Origin of the sequence: Brachybacterium sp. AOP24-D1-21, from assembly GCF_052378665.1 — a bacterium.
Taxonomy (GTDB): Bacteria; Actinomycetota; Actinomycetes; order Actinomycetales; family Dermabacteraceae; genus Brachybacterium.
The window spans coordinates 814,257-835,624 of record NZ_JBQSXX010000001.1 but is presented as its reverse complement, the minus strand read 5'-3'; the positions used below and the strand labels follow the sequence as shown (position 1 = coordinate 835,624).

14 protein-coding genes are annotated in these 21,368 nt (G+C 68.3%); 4 read left to right on the top strand and 10 right to left on the bottom strand.

Going from position 1 to position 21,368, the window contains the following annotated elements; translation table 11 throughout:
- Positions 1-38: 38 nt before the first annotated feature.
- Entirely contained in the window at positions 39-1,745 is a 1,707-nt protein-coding gene (locus tag ACT3UF_RS03795) for a heparinase II/III family protein (RefSeq protein WP_444608038.1), read from the bottom strand.
- A 122-nt stretch (positions 1,746-1,867) separates the two neighbouring features.
- Here ACT3UF_RS03795 and ACT3UF_RS03790 point away from each other — a divergent pair, with 122 nt between their 5' ends.
- A complete protein-coding gene (locus ACT3UF_RS03790) occupies positions 1,868-3,616 on the top strand; it encodes a heparinase II/III domain-containing protein (RefSeq protein WP_444608037.1) in 1,749 nt (582 codons plus the stop codon).
- Between the two features lie 47 nt (positions 3,617-3,663).
- On the opposite strand, the gene ACT3UF_RS03785 is transcribed toward ACT3UF_RS03790, so the two are convergent.
- The 3 genes from ACT3UF_RS03785 to ACT3UF_RS03775 all read right to left on the bottom strand — a co-directional run bounded on the left by ACT3UF_RS03785 (position 3,664) and on the right by ACT3UF_RS03775 (position 9,632).
- Positions 3,664-5,763: a glycosyltransferase gene (locus tag ACT3UF_RS03785; protein ID WP_444608036.1), complete on the bottom strand. Its 2,100-nt coding sequence runs from the start codon at positions 5,761-5,763 to the stop codon at positions 3,664-3,666.
- Positions 5,764-5,992: 229 nt separating this feature from the next.
- Positions 5,993-7,660 carry a hypothetical protein gene (locus ACT3UF_RS03780; protein ID WP_444608035.1) on the bottom strand — a complete coding sequence of 556 codons (1,668 nt, stop codon included), beginning with the start codon at positions 7,658-7,660 and terminating at the stop codon, positions 5,993-5,995.
- A gap of 55 nt (positions 7,661-7,715) precedes the next feature.
- On the bottom strand, positions 7,716-9,632 hold the full coding sequence (locus ACT3UF_RS03775; RefSeq protein WP_444608034.1) for a glycosyltransferase family protein: 1,917 nt from the start codon (positions 9,630-9,632) through the stop codon (positions 7,716-7,718).
- Positions 9,633-9,826: 194 nt separating this feature from the next.
- Here ACT3UF_RS03775 and ACT3UF_RS03770 point away from each other — a divergent pair, with 194 nt between their 5' ends.
- Both ACT3UF_RS03770 and ACT3UF_RS03765 read left to right on the top strand, forming a co-directional pair.
- On the top strand, positions 9,827-11,344 hold the full coding sequence (locus ACT3UF_RS03770) for a DUF6270 domain-containing protein (protein WP_444608033.1): 1,518 nt from the start codon (positions 9,827-9,829) through the stop codon (positions 11,342-11,344).
- A 47-nt stretch (positions 11,345-11,391) separates the two neighbouring features.
- The gene (locus ACT3UF_RS03765; RefSeq protein ID WP_444608032.1) at positions 11,392-11,565 is read left to right on the top strand and encodes a hypothetical protein; all 174 of its coding nucleotides are present in this window, start codon (positions 11,392-11,394) and stop codon (positions 11,563-11,565) included.
- A gap of 76 nt (positions 11,566-11,641) precedes the next feature.
- Here the strand turns inward: ACT3UF_RS03765 and ACT3UF_RS03760 are convergent, their stop codons facing one another.
- The 6 genes from ACT3UF_RS03760 to ACT3UF_RS03735 all read right to left on the bottom strand — a co-directional run bounded on the left by ACT3UF_RS03760 (position 11,642) and on the right by ACT3UF_RS03735 (position 19,718).
- Positions 11,642-12,928 carry an ISL3 family transposase gene (locus ACT3UF_RS03760; protein WP_073884858.1) on the bottom strand — a complete coding sequence of 429 codons (1,287 nt, stop codon included), beginning with the start codon at positions 12,926-12,928 and terminating at the stop codon, positions 11,642-11,644.
- A 413-nt stretch (positions 12,929-13,341) separates the two neighbouring features.
- Complete coding sequence (locus ACT3UF_RS03755; RefSeq protein ID WP_444608031.1) at positions 13,342-14,466, bottom strand: LLM class flavin-dependent oxidoreductase; 1,125 nt, start codon at positions 14,464-14,466, stop codon at positions 13,342-13,344.
- A gap of 11 nt (positions 14,467-14,477) precedes the next feature.
- Positions 14,478-15,341 (bottom strand): ABC transporter ATP-binding protein, encoded by an 864-nt coding sequence (locus ACT3UF_RS03750; RefSeq protein WP_444502524.1) that lies wholly within the window; start codon positions 15,339-15,341, stop codon positions 14,478-14,480.
- Positions 15,338-17,155, bottom strand: a complete 1,818-nt coding sequence (locus tag ACT3UF_RS03745; RefSeq protein WP_444608030.1) for a dipeptide/oligopeptide/nickel ABC transporter permease/ATP-binding protein — start codon at positions 17,153-17,155, stop codon at positions 15,338-15,340. The genes ACT3UF_RS03750 and ACT3UF_RS03745 overlap by 4 nt, the downstream gene beginning before the upstream one ends.
- On the bottom strand, positions 17,152-18,108 hold the full coding sequence (locus tag ACT3UF_RS03740; protein WP_444608029.1) for an ABC transporter permease: 957 nt from the start codon (positions 18,106-18,108) through the stop codon (positions 17,152-17,154). The genes ACT3UF_RS03745 and ACT3UF_RS03740 overlap by 4 nt, the downstream gene beginning before the upstream one ends.
- A gap of 8 nt (positions 18,109-18,116) precedes the next feature.
- Positions 18,117-19,718 carry an ABC transporter substrate-binding protein gene (locus ACT3UF_RS03735; RefSeq protein WP_444608028.1) on the bottom strand — a complete coding sequence of 534 codons (1,602 nt, stop codon included), beginning with the start codon at positions 19,716-19,718 and terminating at the stop codon, positions 18,117-18,119.
- Between the two features lie 218 nt (positions 19,719-19,936).
- Between ACT3UF_RS03735 and ACT3UF_RS03730 the strand changes: the two genes are divergently transcribed.
- Entirely contained in the window at positions 19,937-21,352 is a 1,416-nt protein-coding gene (locus tag ACT3UF_RS03730) for an O-acetylhomoserine aminocarboxypropyltransferase/cysteine synthase family protein (protein ID WP_444601345.1), read from the top strand.
- Positions 21,353-21,368: the final 16 nt, after the last annotated feature.

Genomic DNA, 21,368 nt, shown 5'->3' with positions numbered 1-21,368 from the left:
CTGACTTCGGACGTCCGTCCCTCGGACGTCCCTGGAGTTCAGCGCGGCGGTGAGACGGGAAAGGAGACCTCGTCCCGTCCCACATGGATCAGCTCATCCACATCCCCCGTGGTGATCCGCAGACCGAATGCGGCCGGCTCAGGAGTCCGAAAAGAGGACATCGTCGGGGCACAGCCGACGCCCGCCGCGAGCACCGTGATGATGCGGAAGCTGGTGCCGCTCTTTCGTGCCGTGATCGCCGTGGCTGGGACCTTCTGCTTCCATCCGGTCGAGACCCAGCCGTCGAACGGGGACTCCTGCGCCGTGACCTCGCTCAGCTCCACCGCAGTGCCGGCAAACATCAGCGCGGCACGGTGATCACCGGCACTGAGCTCGGCGCGCTGCCCGTCGGTCGAGCTCGCGACCTCCGGTCCCAGCTGCCAGCGCTGACACGCAGTGATCTCCTGCCTCGAGTTCACATGATCCACCACCACCAGATACTCGCCCCGGACCGAGTGGATCACCCGACGCATCAGAGAGATTCCGGGGAAGCTGTCGTCGGCGAGGACGAATTCATGGTGGCGTGCGGAATGGGACTGCCGATGAAGTTCGACGCGGGCACCTTCCCTCGGGTCACGCCCTTCGATCGAGACCAGCGAATGGCTCGCCCGAGAGGCGAAATGCTTCCGTGCAGGACTGCTGCCGTACTCGTACTTCCCGGGATCGACGACCCAGTTCACCGTCGACGCCGAGTAAGTGGCGGAGCCACCATCAGGGTGGCCGTGCACACGATGAGCTGGCCCGAATCTGAGCGAGAAGAAGGACTCCTCCGAATACCGACGAGTCGAGGAACCCCATCCGCTGCGCCCGAAGACGTACCCCGCCTCGTAGACCTTCACCAGGTCGTCAGGAGCCGTGCCCTTGGAACCGTCGCTGGTGACGAACTGGACGAATGGTGAGCGCACCGACTTCGGTGCCTGGGGGTCGGTGTCCCCGATCATCACCAAGGTGCCGTCGGGACGGGTGGCGTGGGCGATCTGCTCGGGGGCGAGGCCGTGACGAGCCGCGTCGGGCGGGCGCGGGAGCCGCTCTGCATCCACTCGGCGCAGAGTCTTCTCCCACCACAAGAAGTTGCTGTCGTGATACGAGATCGAGGCTTCCGCGTTCACCCCCTGCTCGTCGTACTGCTCGAGGATCAGAGCGCCCATCCTTGCCAGGGCGAGCTCCCACAATGTGGAATCGCCGAGGACGCGGCCACACACGAAGAGAGCTTCCGCCTGGTGCAGGGCGTGGTTCGCGACGCCCTGCTTCTCTGGATCTGCGAGGTGTGCGGCATGGGTGCGGATCGTGTTCTCGAGCCACGGGAGTTCTTCCGGAGACCGCTCGTGGACGAGCGGGGCTGCGAGGCAGAGCTGCAGCGCACGGATGCCGTCGGACATGTCCTTCCAGGCCCAGCGCGATCTGGGCCGTTGGGGCGGGTTCTTCTCCACCCAGTCACGGACGTGGCGAAACCACATGGAGTACGCCCGCTCGCTGCCGTCCTTGCTAGCGGCACGACGCAGCGGATCGAGCCACCGGAGCATATGGAACTGGAACGTCCAGTTCCTGTCCTGGAAGGGATCTTCCTTCCAGGTGATCTTCGATGGCAGCTCCCAGGCGGGATGCGGGAGCAGGGTGACCTTGCCTGCAAGGAGATCGTCGACCACCTCAGGCGAGTACGCGTACCCGAAAGCCTGTCGTTCTGCCACCAGCAGATCGAGACCCATGACGAAGCGTCCTTCCTCGGCATCGCTCCCCGCTCAGCAGTGCCGCAGAGCGAGACGTTCCAGCGACGCTAGCATGGCCTTTCGCGGCGATCTGACCGCATCAGCCCAGGACAGGACGAGCCATGACCACGCGCGCCACGACCGTCGCAGATCTCGATCTCGGCGTCGCCGAACGTCAAGCTTTCGGTGGCACCTTCGGCCGGCCGAAGAATGGTGAGTCCCAGGTCGCGAGATATCGTGCCGGCGCTCTGCGACTGCCTCCGCACAAGGACTGGAAGGGCAACTTCACCGACTGGGCGGCGGACCCGTACAAGGACCGCAACTGGCAGTTCCAGCATCACACCCTGCGCTGGGTGAACGCGATCCGCTGGGCCGCCGTAGACGGCGATGACGCTGCCCGCAGCGAATGGGTTCGGGTCGCCCAGTCCTGGTTCGAGGCCAACGTGCCCGCAGAGAAGGCGGTCGGAGCCTTTGCCTGGAAAGACATGGCGGACGGAAATCGTGCCGTCGAGCTGTCTCTCGGGGCGCCCCTGGTCCCCGCCGAGGCCTCGTGGTTCGTCGAGCTCCTCGGTGCCCATCGCGATTGGCTGATGGACGACACGCACATCGTCGGCGGCAACCATGGTCTGCACCAGAACACCGGACTGCTCGTCGTCGGCGCCGTGCTGCGTGACCATGCCGCGATGAAGAAGTCGCTGGGGCGGCTCGTACGAAGCTTCGAGAGGGCGTTCGACGAACAGGGGTGCAACGAAGAAGGGTCGGTCGCCTATCACCAGATGAACATCCGCTGGTGGCGACAGACCTGGGCGAGAGTCGATGCTGAGGGCCTGGAGGTGCCGACGCACGTCACGGCACGGCTGGACGCCGCCTGCACGGTGCTCGCCCATCTGGCCCAGCCCGACGGCGAGCTGCCGCAGATCGGCGATTCGGCACGGTCGAAGGTCGTGCCGGGGCTCAGCGAGGTGACCGATTTCGTCCTCTCGGCAGGGAAGCGCGGTGAGACCCCCGGAGCTCGCGCACTTGTCCTGGAGCGCGGCTACGCGATCTCCCGGAGCGGATGGGGAGAGGACCGACCTGCCGCGCAGGAGTCGCACCTGGTGGTCCGACACGGTGCCTACGCGCGAGCCCACGGTCACTTCGACTCCGGCAGCGTCCACCTCTACACCGCGGGGCGACGTTGGTTGGTCGACCCCGGATTCCACTCGTACCAGACCGGTGACCCCACGCGCCGCTACCTCGCCTCCCGCGAAGCGCACAATGTTCCCCTCCTGCCGGAGCTGGACCGTGAGCCCAAGGCGGATTTCGAGCTCGTGCGCAGCAGCTTCACCGACGCCGCCGACGATCTTCTCCTCATCGATCGTGGATACGACGGCGCAGACCTCGAACGGAGGGTCGTCTACCTCCGGGACGCGGACTGCTGGATCGTCTGGGATCGGGCGAGTCGTCGGGACGAGCAGGAGCTCACTCTCGAACAGCACTGGCAGACGGATGTCGGCGTGGCCGTTCGGCCCCGTGACCAAGGGTTCCGACTGAACGACACGACATCGACCACGACGATGACGATGACCTGGCTGGGGACTCAGCACACGCTGGCCCGGCACGACGCCGCCCAGGGCGAAGATCTCACCGGATACGTCGGCACCAGGTGGAAGACGCTCGAGCCGGCCACTCGCCTCACGGCTCGGGCCACTGGGACAGCCCCTCAGCTCGTCACCCTGATCGGTGCCCACTCGCCGCGACCCCTGGGCCTCGTGGACTCCTTCGTGATGCAGGGCGGATCGTTGATCCTGTCCCCGGTGCGGGGGGACTCCTGGTGGTCGGTGAGCATCGGGCAGGAGTCAGTGCGGGTCCACCGTCATCACCAGTCCTGATGGGGCCGTCGCCCTGATCAGCCCGGCTTCTGCCGGGCCGGCCAGTTTCACGGGATCAGTTCGTCGTAGGCCCGGGCGATCACCTGGGCGAGCTGCGACCAGTCGCGGTTCTCGACGACCCAATCCCGAGCCTGTGCACCGAGTCGCTGAGCGTGCGCCTTGTCATCGAGGAGCGTGGTGAGGGCCTCGATCAGGGACTCGACGTTCCCCTTCTCATGCAGCAGACCGTTCACCTCGGGCGTGACGATCTCTGCGAGGGCCGCGACGTCGGAGGCGATCACAGCCTTGCCCATGGCCATCGCTTCGAAAGGCTTCAGCGGCGATACCATCTCGCAGACCGGCAGGGGGAGGCGCGGGAACGGTGTGATGTCGACCAGCGAGTAGTACCGTTCCACCTGCTCGTGCGGGACCCGCCCGGTGAAGGTGACGACGTCGCTGAGGTCCTGCTCCTGGACGAAGAGCGTGAACCGCTCGAGCTCTGCACCATCCCCCACGATGAGGACATGGAAGTCCTCGCGAGTGCGGGAGAGCTGCTGCGCCGCCTGAAGCATGAGCTCGATGCCCTCGTAATCGAGAACCGATCCGACATAGCCGATGACGGTCTTCCCCGTGACACCGAGCTCTGAAGCCAGCTGCTCATCGCGGCCGATGGGAGTGAAGCGAGAGGTGTCCACGCCGTTCGGGACCACGGTGATCTTGTCTTCATCCACACCGCGGTCGATCATCTCAGCGCGCAGGGCCTCGGTGATGGTGAAAACTTTGGTGGCACCCTTGGCGGCGTCGGCTTCCATCTTCGCCATGTATCGGAACATGTTGCTCTCGGCCCACTCGGGATTGCGTGAGCCGCGGGTGATCTCCCACAACCCACGTACCTCGTAGATCGACGGGATGCCGAGCGAGCGCGCGGTCTTCACGGCCGTGAGGCCGTTCCAATGGTTGGAAGCGGCGTGGATGAGCGCGGGGCGCTCGGCCTTCGCGAGTTCCTGCAGAGCTGCTGAATAGCGCTCGGTGTAGGGGAAGAGCGGGTTCTTCTTCTCGATCTCGCGTCCGGTGAGCAGTCGGTGGTACTCCACGTTGCCCACCCGATCCTGCCGTGGGACATCCGGCAGGTCCTCCATCCCTGGCATGTCGTAGGGATAGCCGAGGCGCGTCACCCCGTCGACGTCCCAGTCGAGGCGGTTCAGCTGCGACAGGAGCCCATGGGTGCGGGTCGCATAGCCCGCTGAGTGGTGGGGGAGCGAGTTGTGCAGCAGGTAGAGCACGTGATCTCGACGCGCCTCATATGCCGGTTCGGTCGCCATGTCCGGGAAGGGAAAGCCGCTCTTGCCCAGCTGGTAGTTGCTGATGAGCCCGTGCTTGTACTCATTCTGGAGTGCCTTGGCCCAGGTGTCGGCAGGCAGATGCTTGCGGTACTCCTCGAGGTAATCGGTGACGTACCTCGTGCGTCCCGCTGCACGGCCTCGGCGGATCGCGCGTCGCAGTGCGTTCAGGGGAACGGCGCGCGGATCGGCGTCGCGGAGAAGGCGGACCGCGAGCTCGCGATCCCCACGCCCCAGGGCGACGGTGATCCTGGCGCGCACGACATCGTTGTCTCCCAGATTCTCACGATGAGTGGCGAGTGTTTCCTCCGAGAGCGTCTCGTCACGAGATGCACGGTTGATCTCGACGATCAGGCGATTGAGGGGGTCGGTCCCGCGACCGATCGTCTCCAGGGCGTCGTGCAGCGAGTAGGGGATGGCGAAGTCCAAGGCGCCGCGGTGAGCGCCCGACGCTGCACTGAGGTCCGCTTCGAGCCGGGAGAGTGCCCATCGCTGACGGGTGGAGCGCAGGTCGAGCTCACGCACCAGGTCCAGGTAGGCCTCCAACGCGTCGGGCTGTGCCCCGTCCTGGGCGAGAGAGAGCCCCAGAACCTCCTCAGCGATGCTTCCTCGGGAGTGGCGGATGAGATAGCGAGCAAACTCAAGGAGGACCTGGGCGTCGAACTCGGACTGTGCCGCCGCGTTCCGGAAGAGGACGATTGCGTCGTCCACCGTCTTCGCCGCTTCGGCATCGTTGCGGAGTCCGGCGAGCTGCTCGGCCTGCTGAGCACGCCCATCGTCCGTTCCACCGCCAGGTTCCGGAGCGAAGAGCTTCCGCAGGCGTGTCATCCCGGGTACTGCGCTCCGGCGAGCCATCATCGTGACCCTCCCGAGAGCTGGGTCCGGACGTGCGGACCGAGAAGCGGGGGGAGCAGAGGGAACGTCAACAACGCAGTCTCCTGGGGCAGCGGACAGGGCGGGGTCGAGGGCACTCCGCACCCTCTACGGTATCCGGTGTCCGTGGCTGACGACGCCGAGGAATACGAGGGCCGCGGGCCGGTGAGCTTCGAGTGTGAGGTCATCGGCCTCCGCCGTCCGACGCTGAGCTCTCCTCGACGGGCGCGAAGCGCAGCAGAGTGGCGGTCCCGGCGTGACTGCTCACAGTGACCGGCTGGGAGCGCGCCAAGCCGGCATCCTTGAATTCGCCCGTGACCGGGGCGAGAGCAGTCAAGGTGCTTTCTTGAGCGTCGAGTGCTTCTCCCGCGAGTCGACTGCCCTCGACCAGGGTCCACGCCGATGAAGCGTCTGAGGGCAGTCCGCTCGGCGCACTGATCTGCACTGGTGTCGGAGACGCGCTCGTGGGATCCCGGAGGTCCACGATCAGAAGGTTGAGTGACCCGTCGTCGCTGAGCACCCCGTGGACCATGACGGCACCGTCGCCTGACGCCGCGGAGGAGAGCACGTGCCCGTCGGTGAGCATGCCGAGCTGCATGAGCGCGAGGTAGCTCGTCCGTCCTGCGACCACCATCCCCGGGTCCTCGAGCTCCCCGGTGGCGCACAACGGACTCATCGGGGCGCCGCCCTGGCAGGCCTGCAGCGTCGCGTGGAAGGCAGTGCGCTCGACGCCGAGCTCTGCAGCGGTCATCACGTAGTCGATCGTCCACAGAGCTTGGGCATGGGTGCGGGACGTGTCGTTGGTGCCGGGGCAGGAGGTAGGTCCTGTCTCCTCCATCCATAGCGGAAGATCGTTTTCGTCGGCGACTTCGGCACCCATGCCGATGATGTGACGGGCACGGTCCCGCAGCGCGGGAGAGGTCAGGTCCTCCACCGTGGGGTTTGCGATCGACGAGGCAGGACCGTCACAGTCCCAGAGCGGATACCAGTGCATCGTCAGAGCCCGCTGATTCGGAATACCTGATTCCGCGAAGGCTCTCCACCACGGAGCGTCGTAGGCACCCGGACCGGCGACGGGGAGTCCAGGAGCGACCTCCTCGAGCGCGGCCGAATACTCCCTCAAGGAGTCCTGGTAGGGCTCGGGCCCCCACGTTGCATCGCGCACGGCGAGCTGTGGCTGGTTCTCATGGAGGTATCCGTTGGGCTCGTTGCCGAACGCGACAGCGAGAAGACGGTCTCCGAACGCCTGAGCGGCGTGGGCGGCCATGTCGGCGGCGCGGGCCGGATCGTCGTGGCCGAGGTCGAGAGCGAGGGTGACCTGGGCATCCACGTCGTCCGCCACCTTCGCGACCCGCGCCAGATCGTCAGGCGTGACCGTCACCTCGGCCCACGCCGGTGCGGGCTCGCCGTTCGAGGTCCACCACATCCGGCGGTCCACCCCGTTTCCGCCGAATCGAAGCACGGGGCGGTCCAGCTCCTGCAGCGTGAGTGTCAGATTCGACTGCTCGGCGTCCCAGATCGGGTTCGCGAGCTCGGTGGCATCGAAGCTCAGGCCGATGTTTCCTCCCGTGGTCACCGAGTCCGCGTCGAAAGACAGAGATATCGTCACCGCCGCTCCGCTCGTCTCGTCGAGGGGTGCCAGTGTGAACGGACCGGGGTCGGATTCGTAGCCGGGGAGGTCGACCGAGTTCCAGGGTGGCGCGGGGGAGGGCGATGCCGATGCCCTACGACCATCGCGATCGTCCGAGGACGTACTTCCGAGAAGCAGCGGGCGGAGCATCAACGTGCCGGTGATGACCAGGACCACAGCGAGCAGCCCGGCGGCGAGGAGCACTCCCTGACGGCGTGTCACTGCGAGCTCCTCGGGTCCGGCTTCTGCCGGCTGTGGACCGCAGGAACCTTGGTCATCACACCATCACGTGGTGGTCGTTCCGGCCGAACCAGGCGACATCCGCACTCGCCAGCAACTCTCGATCGCTCACTGACCACGCGTGCCCGCCTGCCTCTCCGCGCCGCATCTGGGTGAAGTTGAAGCGGTCTGCTGAATAGATCCGTGCCCCGGCCTCGGACACCGCCGAAAGGAATGCGGTGTCTTCCCCGCGCGAGATCTGCTCGAAGGGATGGGCGAGGAAGATGTCCCGCCCAGCGGTCAATGTGGGCCCCATCAGCCGATCGGTGAAGCGATGTTCCCTCCAGGGGAAGCGAAGCAATGTCGCATCTGTGCCGGTGAGGTACATGTAGTGGGCGTGCTTGCCGACGACCTCGGCCCCGGAGAACTCACGTGCTCGCAGCAGGTCGTGGAGGTAGAACTCGCCATAGATGTCGTCGTCATCCATCTTCGAGCAGACCTCGCCGTCGGCGTGCTGCACCGCTTCGTTCAGACACGACCCGAGCGACCAGGCCGCAGGCGCTTCCATCGCCTTCACGCTCGCGATGCCCAGCTCGCGGGCCCGTTCGATCACATGCTTCTCGGCCTCGAACCCGTGGGTGACCAACAACAGCTGACGCTCGACCCCGGTCTGTCGGGCCACCTGCTCCACGAGGTGCTCCAGCTGGCCCGGTCGGTTCGTCACCGCCAGAACGCTGACCGACGGCAGCCCGGCACCGCCCGGCCTGCCAGAGTTGCCAGCACGTGCTCCGAGTCCCGCCGCCTCCAGGACCGTTCGTGCGCGATGGCTGTAGGTGTGCTCGTGCCAGATGCGCCTCTGCGCGCGGTGCACGGTGCGATCGCGAAGCTCGGGCGACCGGACCAGAGCCCGCACGGTGTGGGCCGCATCCTCTCGCGACGCGGCCTGAGGAACCTCGTCCGCCGAGAAGAACTCTCCGATCGCCGGGGACGGCGCAGAGACCACAGGTGTGCCCGAAGCGCTGATCTCGAAAATGCGCCGTGCACACATGGAAGAGCTCGTGACCACTGAGTTCACGTTGAGGAAGACCTTGTACGCCTTGTAGGCCGTCAACATCCGGTCGTAGTCGAGCGAGCCGACGACCCGGTCACCGAGCTCCCCGGGGAATTGGTAGCGCTCGTCGTCGCCGAGGAATCGGGAGAAGATCTCCAACCCCGTGTCCATCTGCGCCGAGGCATCCAGAGCACCTCCCAGCAGCATGTCCATCTGCTCGCGACGCTCGGGGAACTTGTGGGCGAAGTACATCCCCGCGAAGGCGACGTCGCGCTCCTGATGCCCGTGGCGGGGTCGGATGGGGTTGTGGACTGCGGGCTGGGCGGCGAAGGGGAGCACCGCCACGCTGTCGTGGCCGAGCTCCTTCCGGTACCGGGGCAGCAGGGTGATATCGGTCGTGAAGACGTGGTCGAAGAGCCGAGCCGTATCGAGGAAGTCATCGAAGTGGGGCGGGTCCTCCTTGTTCCAGAACACCGTGGGAATACCTGCGGACCTGCAATGTGCGACCAGCTCCTGCAACGCTGCAGTGGGCGCCTTGGAGCCTGTGAGGTGATACTGCCAAGCGTCTGCATTGCCGTGCCACGCGGACTCCACGAGCAGCAGATCCACGGGCGACGCCGACAGCTGCTCGCGCCATGTCGCGGGAGTGACCGGCACCGTGTCGAACTCGTAGGACCAGGCCTGCTGTGAGAAGTCGTCGAGGATCACTGCGATCCTCACGCCGTCGAAGGTGGGTGTGCGCTGTGGCCGAGGCAACGGCGGGAAGGTGAGTCTGCCGGCCTCATCGAAAGAGCCGAGACCATCGCCGACGCCGTAATTGATCCGGCGACGTCGGTTCCAGGTGCGCAGCTGCGTGAGCCCACCCGTTCTCAGGTGCCACAGCCCAGTGCGCAATGTCTGGAGAGGGGAGGAGGTCGTGGGCATCGTCAGCTCCGGGGCGCAGAAACGGGGGATGGAGTCATCGTATGTGCGTCAGCGTCGAGGCGCTGCGTCGGCATGATTCCCCGGGAGGTGAGCGACGCGGATGTGACGTCACTCCGATGGCGGACCGAGCTGGGCAAATCGTCGGACCGGCTGGGTACGCTGTGCGAATCTCATTCCACCAGAGGAGGACCGACGTGAGCGCAACCCCTGCAGCGCGGACCCCGCTCCGCGTCACCGTGTATGGCAGCTGCGTGGCTCGGGACTCGGTGGCGCTCGCCGGAGGCGGCGACCAGTCCACGGTCACGACGTACATCGCACGACAGTCCCTGCTTTCCGCAGGCAGTGATGCGTCAGATCGGTACCCGGCGGGTGCTCGGACTGCGCACCGATTCCGCCGCCGGATGCTGCGGGCGGACTTCGCCGGCGATCTTGAGGCGAAGCTGCATGAGTTCCACGACGTGACCGATGTGCTCCTGTGGGACCTCGCCGATGAGCGGGATGGCGTACTCGTCTTCGATGATGGGAAGGTCGTCACCCGCACCTTTGATCTGCTGAGCGAGCCGGAAGTATGGGAGGCCGCTCAGAACGCTCGCCATCTCGACTTCGGGACGGACGAGCACTTCGAGAAGTGGGCCGAGAAGGCTCGATCCTTTGTGGAGAATCTGAAAGAGATGGATCTCTTCGACCGTACTGTGGTGCTGCGCATCCCCTGGGCAATGGTGACCAATGAGGGTGAAGCAGCCCCGGGGAGCATGGGAAAGCTCCCGATCGAGGCGAACTATCTGTACGAGCGGTATTACGACCACCTCGTCGGGCTCGGAGTTCGCACACTCGAGATCGATCCGGAGCTGCTGATCGCGGATCCCCAGCACCGTTGGGGACTGGCCCCGTTCCACTACACCCAAGACGCCTATGACGCTGTGATGCAGCAGGTTTTCGAGAGTGCTGGGCGCACTCTCGAAAAGATCCCCGAACCAGCAGCCCCGGTGCGCGTGACGATCTATGGAGGCCCTGTCGCCCGCGATGCCATCGACCTCGCAGCGGGAAGGGGAGCGAAGATCACTGACCACGTGTCGCGCAACTCGTTGCTCTCCTTCGGGACGAACGGTGCCGCGATGTTCCCGCAGGAGGTCACCGGGGTGACCCGTTCCCTGCTGCGAGCGTTGCAGACCGACTTCGCCGGGCGGATGCCGTCTCTGATCCGCGCCGCCGCGGAGAAGACGGATGTGCTGCTCTGGGACCTCACCGATGAGCGCGATGGGGTCAGTGAGCTGGCAGACGGCACTATCCTCACCCGAAGCGTCGACGGGCTCGAGATTCCAGAGGTGCGAAGCATCCATGAGGGTGGAGCTCACATCGCGTTCGGAACCCAAGAGCACTATGTCGCCTGGAAAGGGCAGGCACGTCGCTTTCAGCGAGTGCTGCAAAGTGCCGGAGTCTTCGACAAGACCCTTGTTCTCGATGTGCCATGGGCGCGTACGACGATCGATGGTGAGGAGATCACCTCGAGCAACGGACTCTCGGCGGAGGAGGCGAATCGTCACTTCCGCCGTTACGTGCACTACCTCAAGGCACTGGGCTTCCGGATCGTCTCGCTCACCGAGAATGAGGTGCACGCCGATCCGGAGCACCGCTGGGGACCTGCGCCGTATCACTACACGCAGGACGTCTACGACCTGATCGTCGAGCGCGCATTCGAGGCTGTTGCCTGATACTCCCTGGCCGGCCGAATGGGACCGGTGCTGAACTCCATGAACCCATGAGGAATGGGCGGGACAGCGGCATCGGGGACAGCTCGATGAACCCGACCACCCCGTTCAACCCATGTTTCCTCTGGGTGGTGACGCTGTTGAAGATGTACATCACCAGCGCGGGCATCGGGGCTTTGGCCTCGACGCCCATTCCGATGGACCTCGGGATGGGCGTGGTGTGAATGCTCTTCGTCCTGCGCAGGACAGGGTTGGGGGCTCTTCGCGGTTCGTGGTGAATGACCCTGCTGTGGCGGGTATTCACGCTACGGTTCTCGCGGCGCTGGTGAGCAGGATACGCGTCCGGTAGTTCTCCGCGTTGCGGAATCCGCGGCCGGTGCGTTTGATGTTCTTGATGCCGGTGTTGCCCGCTTCGACCTTCGCGGTGGTTGCGCCGGTGACGATGAGGACCTCGATGGCGTCCCACCAGGTCACGACGGTGTCGTAGAGCTTCGTGGCCTCGGGCATGTTCGCGATCTGGACGAAGTAGCCCATCCGCATCCGCTCCTGCCAGGCCTGGGCGAGAGTGTCGGTGGCCAGCAGGCGTCGGAGCTGCTCCTTGATGCCCCAGGAGGCCGAGAGCTCGTCGGTGGGGTCGTCGGTGCGGAACACCCTCTCCAACCGCTCCCACGCCCTCGGGGTCAGGGTGTCGCCGCCGCGCAGCAGCAGCATCCGGTGGGCCCAGGCCGGGTCGTCCTTGCGGCCCCGACGACCGCGATGGGTGCGGGCCAGGCGCTGCCTGACGGTGGTGACCATGTCGTTCCCGAGCTTGACCAGGTGGAACTTGTCGACCGAGACCGCGGCGCGAGGCAGCCAGGTCCGCAGCGCCTTGCGGAACGCGGCCGAGGGATCGATCGCGACGATCTCGATCCGCTCCCGCCACTGCTCAGAGCGCTGCGCGAGCCAATCCCCGACGGCCCTGGAGTCCCGGCCGTCGACGATGCCGAGGACCTGCCCGGTGGCCAGGTCGACCAGCGTCGTCATCCACGGCTCGAACCGTCTCCAAGCGCCCTCGTCGGTGCGGAACCAGCGCACTGACCGGTAGCGGTGCTCATCGACCCCCAGACGCCTGACCCGCACGTCGTCGACGTCAGGCAGGACCACTGCGGCGGCGCTGAGGGCGGCCTGGACCAGCCACCACGAGACGCCGTGGGCCCGGGCCACCTCGGAGGCTGCACGGCCGGAACGGATCACGGCAGAGACGACCTGGTCCCGCAGTCGGGTCGTCGAGCGTGCGTATCGCGGGATCTGCTCGGTGGCCTCGGCGAACGTGCCCCGGGCACAGGCCGGCTCCAGACAGAACCAGCGCCGCTTGGCCCACACCACCACCGCTGCGCCAGCGACGGGAACGTCCCGGACCTGCTGTGACCGGCGGGAATGGACCTTCGTCGCCAGCACGCCGCAGGACGGACAGCCCGGCGGGACGGTCGAGGCGATCACCACCCGCCGGCCCCCGTCGGGCAGGTCGACGGCATCGATGACGCGGTAATTGGGCAAGTTGAAGATCGTGCTCGCAGCATCACGCTGCGAACCAGTACTCTCGTGCACAGGCTCGTGGTCCTCTGAGATTCGGATGTCTTGACAACACCCATCACAGCAGGACCACGAGCCGTTCTACGTCAACGACGCGACGCTCCCCATCACCACGAACCGGGAAGAGCCGGGTTGGGGATACGGATGGGGCCGTGAGCGGCAGTGACGTCCGGGCGACCACCTGGTGCGCAGACTCCGTGGCAGGTCCGGCGCGATGACTCCGCCCTTGTCCGGTCATTCCACCACGAACAGCTCCTCGTTCGCCGGCACCCCGCGCCTCTGCAAGGCAGTGGCGTGCCGGTTGGCGGAGCTGCCCCATGGTGGCAACTGGGCGCGATGGTCGGTGTCTCGCACTTGATCTGTCGCTCCAACAGCTGACGCAGGCCTTGGCAGGCCGGTTGCGCCCATCGGTCGCCCCCCCCACGGCTTCACACCCCCGCCAGCACCTCCCTCTGCGCCGCCTGCTTCTCCGCGATCCCGGCCCGGAGCGCCGGGATCAGCAGCTCTCCCCAGTCCTGCACGTCGCCGAGCTGGTCGAAGCCGCGGATGAGGAAGTTCTCCACCCCCAGGTCCCAGTACTCCAGCAGCGCGTCGGCGACCTGCTGGCCGGTGCCCACGTGCCCGCTGGAGTTGCCCTGCGGGCCCATCAGCTTGGTGATCCCGAACCACAGCCGCTCGTCGTGCACATCCCGCTCCTGGGCGAGGCGCTGGAGGCGGTCGGCGGAGACGGCGGTGGGCTCGCTCGGGGCATGGCGGCGCAGGCGCAGCGGGTTGCCCTCCGCGCCGGCCTCCTTGAGGGCCCGTGCCTGCTCGAGGTACGCATCGGCCTTCTCCCACGCGGCCTCCTCGGTCTCGGCGACCACCGGCCGGGTCGACAGCGAGAACCTCAGCGCCTCGTTGCCGGCGGCCGCGGCCACCCGGCGGATCTCTGCGGTGCGACCGGCCACCTCCGCCTTCGTCTCGCCGAACAGCGCGTAGACGTCTGCGTGCTCGCCGCCCACCTGCACCGCGTCCTCGGAGAGCCCACCGAACCACAGCGGGATCCCGCCGGGGTGCACCGGGTGCACGGCGCTCTGCGCGTCCTGGACCCGGTAGTGCTCCCCGGAGTAGTCCAGCGGCTCGTGGGAGGCCAGCGCCTGGCGCAGCAGGTCCATGAACTCGGCGGTGCGGCGGTAGCGCTCGGGCTTGGTGGAGAAGTCCCCGTCGCGCGCCTGATCGGCGTCGGACCCTCCGGAGATGTGGTGGATCGCCACCCGCCCGCCGCCGGAGAGCTGGTCGAGAGTCGCGAGCTTGCGCGCCACCACCGTCGGCGCGACGAAGCCCGGCCGGTGGGCGATGAGCACGCCCAGGTGCTCGGTCGCCTGCAGCACGGCGGAGGCGAGCGCGAACCCATCCGGCGAGGCGGAGGAGTAGCCGATGAGCACCCGGTCGAAGCCGGCCTCCTCATGGGCGCGGGCGAAGTCGCGGATCCACCCGGGATCGACGGCGGGGCCGGTGACCGGATCGGTCTCGGATCCGCGCTGGGACGAGAGCATGCCGAGGATCTCTGCCATTGCTGTCTCCTTCAGTGAGAGATGGGGTGGGGCGAACGCGGTGCGCGAGCGCCCTCGAGGGTGGGGATCGCGTCGATGAGGCGGCGCGTGTAGGGGTGCCGGGGAGCGCCCAGCACCTCGGCGGCGGTCCCGCTCTCCACGATCCCGCCGTCATGGAGGACCAGGACCCGATCGGCGATCGCGCCGAGCGAGGACAGATCGTGGGAGATGAGCAGGATGCCGGTGCCGGCCCGGGCCGCGGCTTCGATCGTGCGGACCACTTCGATGCGGCTGGAGGCATCCAGTGCGCTGACCGGCTCATCGCACACCAGCAGCACCGGGTCCACGGCCAGGGCCCGCGCGATCGCGACCCGCTGCCGCTGACCGCCCGAGAGCTGGGCGGGCCGGGAGTCCCACAGCGAGCGGTCCAGGCCGACGGTGCGCAGGGCGTCCTCGGCGTGCTGCCTCGCCTGGGCGGCCGGGAACGCCTGGCGGGCCCCTTCGAGCACCGAGTCCCGGGCGGTGAAGCGTCCGTCGAGGCTGCGAAGCGGATCCTGGAACACGTACTGGGCGTGCCCCGCCCGGCGGAACGCTCGCCAGCGTGCGCGGGTGTAGCCGCTGACCGTGTGGCCGTCGACGGCGACCGTGCCCCGGGTGGTGGGCACCAGCCCCAGCACGCTGCGTGCGAGGGAGGTCTTCCCCGAGCCGGATTCGCCGATCAGGCCCACCACCTCGCCGGGCGCGACCTCCAGGCTGATGCCATGGAGCACCTCCCGGTCGCCGTAGCGGAGGGTGAGATCGTGCACGGCCAGGGCCGGGTGTGGTGGGGCCTCGAGGGCCGCTGGGTGCTCGGGAGCCCGGGCGAGGTCGATGTCGGTGATCGCGGTGGTGGTCATAGCGGTGCTGCCTCCTTCTGTCGGGTCGGCTCGCCCGACGCAGCTCCGGCGGCGCGGACGGCCTCGATCCCGAACACGGTGTGGTCGGCGACGAGAGTGCGGGTGTAGGGGTGCTGCGGGGCGCGCAGGACGGCGTCCGTCGGCCCCTCCTCGACCACCACGCCGTGGCGGAACACGTAGAGGTAGTCGCAGCTGTGGGCCAGCACCGCCAGATCGTGGGAGATCATCAGCACCGTGAGCGCATGCTCGCGGCGCAGCCTGCGCACCAGGGCGAGGACTTCCGCCTGCACCGTCACGTCCAGTGCGGTGGTCGCCTCATCGGCCACGAGCAGATCCGGTTCGCCGCTCACCGCGATCGCCAGCAGGATCCGCTGCAGCATCCCGCCCGAGAGCTCATGCGGGTACTGGCCGGCCACCCTGGACACCTCGCGCAGGCCCACATGTTCCAGCAGCTCGGCGCGGGTGGCGGCCGCCTCGCTCCGGCTCAGGCCGAGCGTGTGGCGCAGCACCTCGTCGACCTGGGCGCCGACGCTCAGGTGTGGGGTGAACCAGGTGGCCGGATCCTGGAAGACGGTGCCGATGCGGCGCCCGTGCAGGTCCTTCCACGAGGCCTCACCCGCGGTGAGGTCGTGGCCGTCGAAGGCGATGCTCCCTCCGGTGACGGAGACGCCGTCGGGCAGGACGCCGAGCAGCGACTTGACCGTCATCGTCTTCCCGGACCCGGATTCGCCCAGGATCCCGACGCTCGAGCCGCGGGGGACGCGCAGGCTCACGCCGCGCACCAGGTGCGCATCGGAGGACTCGGCATGGACGTGCAGATCCTCGATCTCGACCAGTGCCCGGTCGGTCTCGACCTCCGCCCCGCCCGATCGGGGTTGCTGCAGCGGTGGGGTCGTGGTCGTCTCGGTGGTGCGCGCGCCGTCGGCGTCGTCGGTAATGGCGGCGCGTTCGGAGAGCTCGGCGCCGGGTTCCTGCGCCGTCCCGGCGGTGCGGGTCCCGGCCCCGGTGCGCACATCGCGGAGCCTGTCGGCCAGGACGCCCAGCGCCGCCACCGTGACCATGATCGCCAGCGCCGGGCCCACCGGATTGGCGGGCCGCGCGGCGAGATAGGACAGATCGGCGGCGAGCATGCCGCCCCAGGTGGGGGTGGGCGGCTGGACCCCCACCCCGAGGAAGGTCAGGCTCGCCACCACCAGCAGGCTCGCCGCGAGCGCGCTCGCCGAGGTCACCAGCAGCACCGGCACGATCCGCGGCAGCACGTGGGTGACGACGATCCGCGGGACCGGGACCCCGAACAGCCGCGCCGCCTCCACGAACTGGGTGTGGACGGTCTCGAGCACCGCGGCCCGCACCACTCGGAAGTAGGTGGGCGCGGCCAGGATCCCCACGGCGATCATCGCGGCATGGATGCTGTTGCCCAGCAGCGCACCGATCGCCACGGCGAAGGTGATGAAGGGGAGCGCCATGAACGAGTCGAAGATCCGCTCGATCAGCCAGCGCACCGGCCGCACCGCGAAGACCGCCACCAGGGCCGCGCCGGTGCCGAGCACGAGGGCGATCAGCACCGCCTCGAGGGCGGCCAGCACGGACAGCCGGGAACCGGCCAGCAGCCGCGAGAGGATGTCGCGGCCGAGGTAGTCGGTGCCCAGCCAATGCGCCGCCGACGGCGCGGCCAGCACGTCCGAGGTGTTCTGCGCGAGCGGGTCATGCGGGGCGATGAACGCGCCGCACACGGTCAGGACTGCCACGACGCCGAGGACGAGCAGGGCCGCGAGGGCCGTCGGCCGGGCCAGCAGAGCACGGAAGGTGGTCATGCGAAGGTCCTCTCGGTGCGGGCGGCAGTGCGCTCCTCGGGGTTCAGCGCGGTCAGCAGGAGGTCGATCACGAAGGTGCTCAGCAGCACCGCCAGGACGGTCACCATCACCGCGCCGAGCACCACCGGCATGTCACCCTGGGTCGCTCCCTCGAAGGCCATCAGGCCCAGGCCCGGCAGGGAGAAGATCTGCTCGGCGATGATCGCCCCACCGATCAGCCGCGGCACCTGGAGGCCGACCACCGACAGCGCCGGGCCGGCGGCATGGGGCAGTGCATGGCGCAGCAGGATCCGTGCCTCGGAGTGGCCGCGCAGCCGGGCGCCGATCACGAAGTTCTCCTCGTAGGTCGCCACCAGGGCGGTGCGCAGCTGACGGGCGATATCCGCTGCGGCCTCGAGCGAGAGGGCGATCGCCGGCAGGATGATGCAGGCCAGCCAGCCCGCCGGATCCTGGGTGAAGGGGACGAAACCGCCGGTGGGCAGGACCGGCACGGCCACGCCGAACACCAGTATCAGCACGATCGAGACCACGAACGGCGGCAGGGTCGCCAGCGTCGACGCGGCGAGGGTGACCGCGGTGTCGATCCAGCTGCCACGGTGCAGGGCGGCGAGGATCCCCGCACCTGCTCCGAGCGCGACCGCGAGCAGCAGCGCCAGGCCGGCGATCGACAGGCTCACCGGCAGGCGCTGGGTGATCGTGTCCGTCACCGCGATGCCGGTGAACCAGCTCGCGCCGAGGTCTCCCTGCAGCGCATCGCCGATCCACGTGAGGAACTGCACCACGAGCGGTCGGTCCCGGCCCAGCTCGTGGTCGAGCGCGGCGACCGCCTCGGCGGTGGCCGATTCGCCCAGCAGCAGCTCGGCCGGTTCCTGCTTCGCGAACGCGCCGAGCAGGAAGGTGATCGCGGCGGTGACCAGCAGCACCGGGACGGCGCGCAGGAGCGCGCGGGGCACGATGCGCCTCATGACCGCACCCCCACGCCCTCGAAGCGCTGCGTGTGCCGGCAGTGCGTGAAGCCGGTGACCCGCTCGTTCATCGCATGGGCGCGATTCCAGTTCGCGATCCAGGCGTGCGGGGTCGCACCGACCACGGCGAGCTGGGTCGCGGCCTGCAGGTTCGGGGTGTAGTCAGGGGAGTCCAGCGGGGTGCGGCGGGCCAGGTCGAGGGCCTCGTCGAAGCCGCTGGGATGCTGCTCGGAGATGTTCATCCACCCGTCCTCGTCATAGAGCACCTCGAGCGCCTGGACCGGTGATTCCCGGCCGGAGAAGGAGTACATGTACAGGGTGTAGGAGTGCGCCGCCTTCTGCCCGGAGCCAGGAGGCGCCATCTCCAGGGTGAGGTCGAAGCCCGCCGCGGCGGTCTGGGCCTGGATCACCTCGGCGATCCTCGACTGGGTGTCATCGCCCCCGTCGCTGAGGACGTGGAAGGTCACGGCGATCGGGTCGGTGTGCCCGGCCTCGGCCAGCAGACTGCGCGCCCGTTCCACGTCGTGGTCCCAGTGCCGGTCCAGCGCAGGGTCGTAGCCCTGCAGGTCACGGGTGAAGGGCTGCCAGTCCGGTTCGCCGTGCCCGAAGAAGACGCTCTCGACGATCGCGTCGCGGTCGATCGCGCGGTTGAACGCCTCCACCACCAGCGGGTCGTCGAAGGGGGCGTGGCGGTTGTTGACCTCGATGGTGTGGACGTTGAAGCACGTGCCCGTGGTGATCTCGAAACCGGCCTGCTCGAGCGGAGCGATCTGGGAGTCGTCGATATGCGCGATGTCGTACTGGCCCGAGCTCAGGCCCGCAAAGGTCACCGCCTCCGCCGGACGGGGCACCACCCGCAGCTCGTCCAGGAGGATCTCCGCGGCATTCCAATGCGCCGGGTTCCTGACCAGGCGGGCGTGTGATCCGGGGATGTACTCGTCGAGCACGAACGGACCCGCCCCCACCGGCGCCACGTTCAGCTCGACGCCCGCGGCGATCGCGTCGGGCGAGACCAGATGGCCGATGAGACCGGCCAGCAGCAGCGGGACCTGGTGGTTCACCCCGGCCAGGTGCAGGGTCACGTCCGTCTCGGAGTCGGCGGTGATGTCCACGATGACCGCAAGGGACTGCGCGCTCGTGGCCCCGGGCAGGTCCCGGCTGCGCTCCAGCCCGGCCTTGACCGCCGCGGCGTCCACGGCGGCGCCGTCGCTGAAGGTCAGGCCCGGCCGCAGGTGGAAGGTCACGGCATCGCCTGCGTCGTTGTAGGTCCACGAGTGCGCGAGGTCCGGGGCGAGCTCACCGTCGGGATCCAGGCGGGTCAGACCCGAGTGGACGAGGGACAGGACGTGGACGTCGTAGCCGATGCCGCGGGCGGAGTCCCATGTGGTCGGCAGCCGCCACCCCCAGGTGAGGGAGTGGGGCAGCCTCTCAGAGTCCCCGCCGTCCCCGCCGAGCGCGGTGAGGGCACCTGACGCGGCGGCGCAGCCGGCGGTGAGGCCGGCGGCACCGAGTAGTCCGCCGAGCATCAGGGCCCGGCGCGGCAGCATGCGTCCTCGCTGCGGGTCCGCTGCAGGGCTCTGCGGGGTCTGGAGAACCATCTGTGCCTCTGACTGGTCGACTGGATCGGAGACCGGGACATGGGACCCGGGCTGACTCCCGAGGGAGCGCTCGGGTCACACCGTGGCACGGGAGAGGGTCTTCGCGCCGCGATTCGTTCATGGTTGTACTTATGGGGTCAATAAGTTTCACGAGGGTGCGGGGAAGGCGACACCGTGACGCAGGATGACGGGCAGCGATCAGAGAGGAACTCACCGCGATGACACACCGCACCGCTCCGACCCCGGAGCAGGAGGCCCGGACGACGCGGCCCCCAGCCGCCTCGACGAGCCGCGCCAGGGCGCTGGCCACGCGTCAGGTCCACGCCGGGTACACGCCCGGCGTCCCGCAGAACACGGTGGCCGTTCCCGTGTACCAGTCGGTGGCCTACGAGTTCGCGGACTTCGCGACCGCCCGCGACACCTTCGCCCTGAGCCGGCCCGGCAACATCTACAGCCGCAACGGGAACCCCACCAATGCGGTGCTCGAGCGCCGGGTGAACGACCTCGAGGGCGGCGCCGGTGCTCTGGCCCTCGGCTCCGGGCAGGCGGCCGTCGCCGTCTCCCTGCTGACCCTCATCGCCGCCGCGGGGCCGGGCACGCACCACTTCGTGGCCTCGAACAAGCTCTACGGCGGCACCTCGGACCTGCTCGGCGACAGCTTCGCCGATCTCGGCATCGAGGTCACCTTCGTGGATCCCCTCGACACCGAGGCATGGCGCGGGGCGATCCGCGACACCACTCGTGGCTTCTTCCTCGAGTCGATCGGCAACCCGGTGCTCACCGTGCCGGATCTCCGCGCGATCGCGGACGTCGCCCACGCCGCGCACATCCCCGTCGTCGTGGACAACACCATGGCCACCCCGGTGCTGCTGCGCCCCTTCGAGCACGGCGCCGACATCGTGGTGCACTCCGCGACCAAGTACCTCGGTGGCCACGGGACGGCGATCGCGGGCGTGATCGTGGACGGCGGCACCTTCGACTTCACCGCCCGCCCCGCGAGGTGGCCGCGCCTGACCGAGCCCTATCCCCGGTTCGACGGCATCGTGTTCACCGACGCCTTCGACGGCAGCGAAGGCCGCACCCCCTTCCTGGTCCTGGCCCGGGCCAAGAGCGTCCACGACCTCGGGCCCACGCTCTCGCCGACCAACGCCTCGCAGATCCTGCTCGGCATCGAGACCCTCGAGCTGCGCGTGCGCCGACAGACGGCGACGGCCCTCGAGCTGGCTCGCTTCCTCGATGAGCGGCACGAGGTGGCCCGCGTCCACCACCCCGGTCTGGACGGGCATCCCGAGCACGAGCTCGTGAGCAACCTGCTGCCCGAAGGGCTGGGCAGCGTCTTCTCCTTCGATCTGGCGGGCGATCCGGACGTCGTCGAGACGTTCATCGATTCCCTCGAGCTGTTCGCCCTGGTCGCCAACATCGGCGACGTGCGCTCCCTCGTCGTCCACCCCGCGACCACCACGCACTCCCGCCTGGACGAGGCGGGCCGGGCCGACGCCGGCATCGGCCTGACCACCATCCGCCTGTCGATCGGCGTCGAGGATCCCGACGACCTCCGCGCCGACCTCGCCCAGGCGCTGCAAGCGGTGGCCAGAGCGACCGCGGCCGCGACGGAGGCTCCCGCACCGCACTGATCGGCCCCTTCCTCCG

Bases quoted from the DNA above. Each gene is read 5' to 3' on its own strand.
- ACT3UF_RS03745 (WP_444608030.1), bottom strand. From the start codon at position 17,155: ATGACCACCTTCCGTGCTCTGCTGGCCCGGCCGACGGCCCTCGCGGCC.
- ACT3UF_RS03765 (WP_444608032.1), top strand. From the start codon at position 11,392: ATGAGGAATGGGCGGGACAGCGGCATCGGGGACAGCTCGATGAACCCG.
- ACT3UF_RS03795 (WP_444608038.1), bottom strand. From the start codon at position 1,745: ATGGGTCTCGATCTGCTGGTGGCAGAACGACAGGCTTTCGGGTACGCG.
- ACT3UF_RS03730 (WP_444601345.1), top strand. From the start codon at position 19,937: ATGACACACCGCACCGCTCCGACCCCGGAGCAGGAGGCCCGGACGACG.
- ACT3UF_RS03790 (WP_444608037.1), top strand. From the start codon at position 1,868: ATGACCACGCGCGCCACGACCGTCGCAGATCTCGATCTCGGCGTCGCC.
- ACT3UF_RS03785 (WP_444608036.1), bottom strand. From the start codon at position 5,763: ATGACACGCCTGCGGAAGCTCTTCGCTCCGGAACCTGGCGGTGGAACG.
- ACT3UF_RS03755 (WP_444608031.1), bottom strand. From the start codon at position 14,466: ATGGCAGAGATCCTCGGCATGCTCTCGTCCCAGCGCGGATCCGAGACC.
- ACT3UF_RS03735 (WP_444608028.1), bottom strand. From the start codon at position 19,718: ATGGTTCTCCAGACCCCGCAGAGCCCTGCAGCGGACCCGCAGCGAGGA.
- ACT3UF_RS03775 (WP_444608034.1), bottom strand. From the start codon at position 9,632: ATGCCCACGACCTCCTCCCCTCTCCAGACATTGCGCACTGGGCTGTGG.
- ACT3UF_RS03750 (WP_444502524.1), bottom strand. From the start codon at position 15,341: ATGACCACCACCGCGATCACCGACATCGACCTCGCCCGGGCTCCCGAG.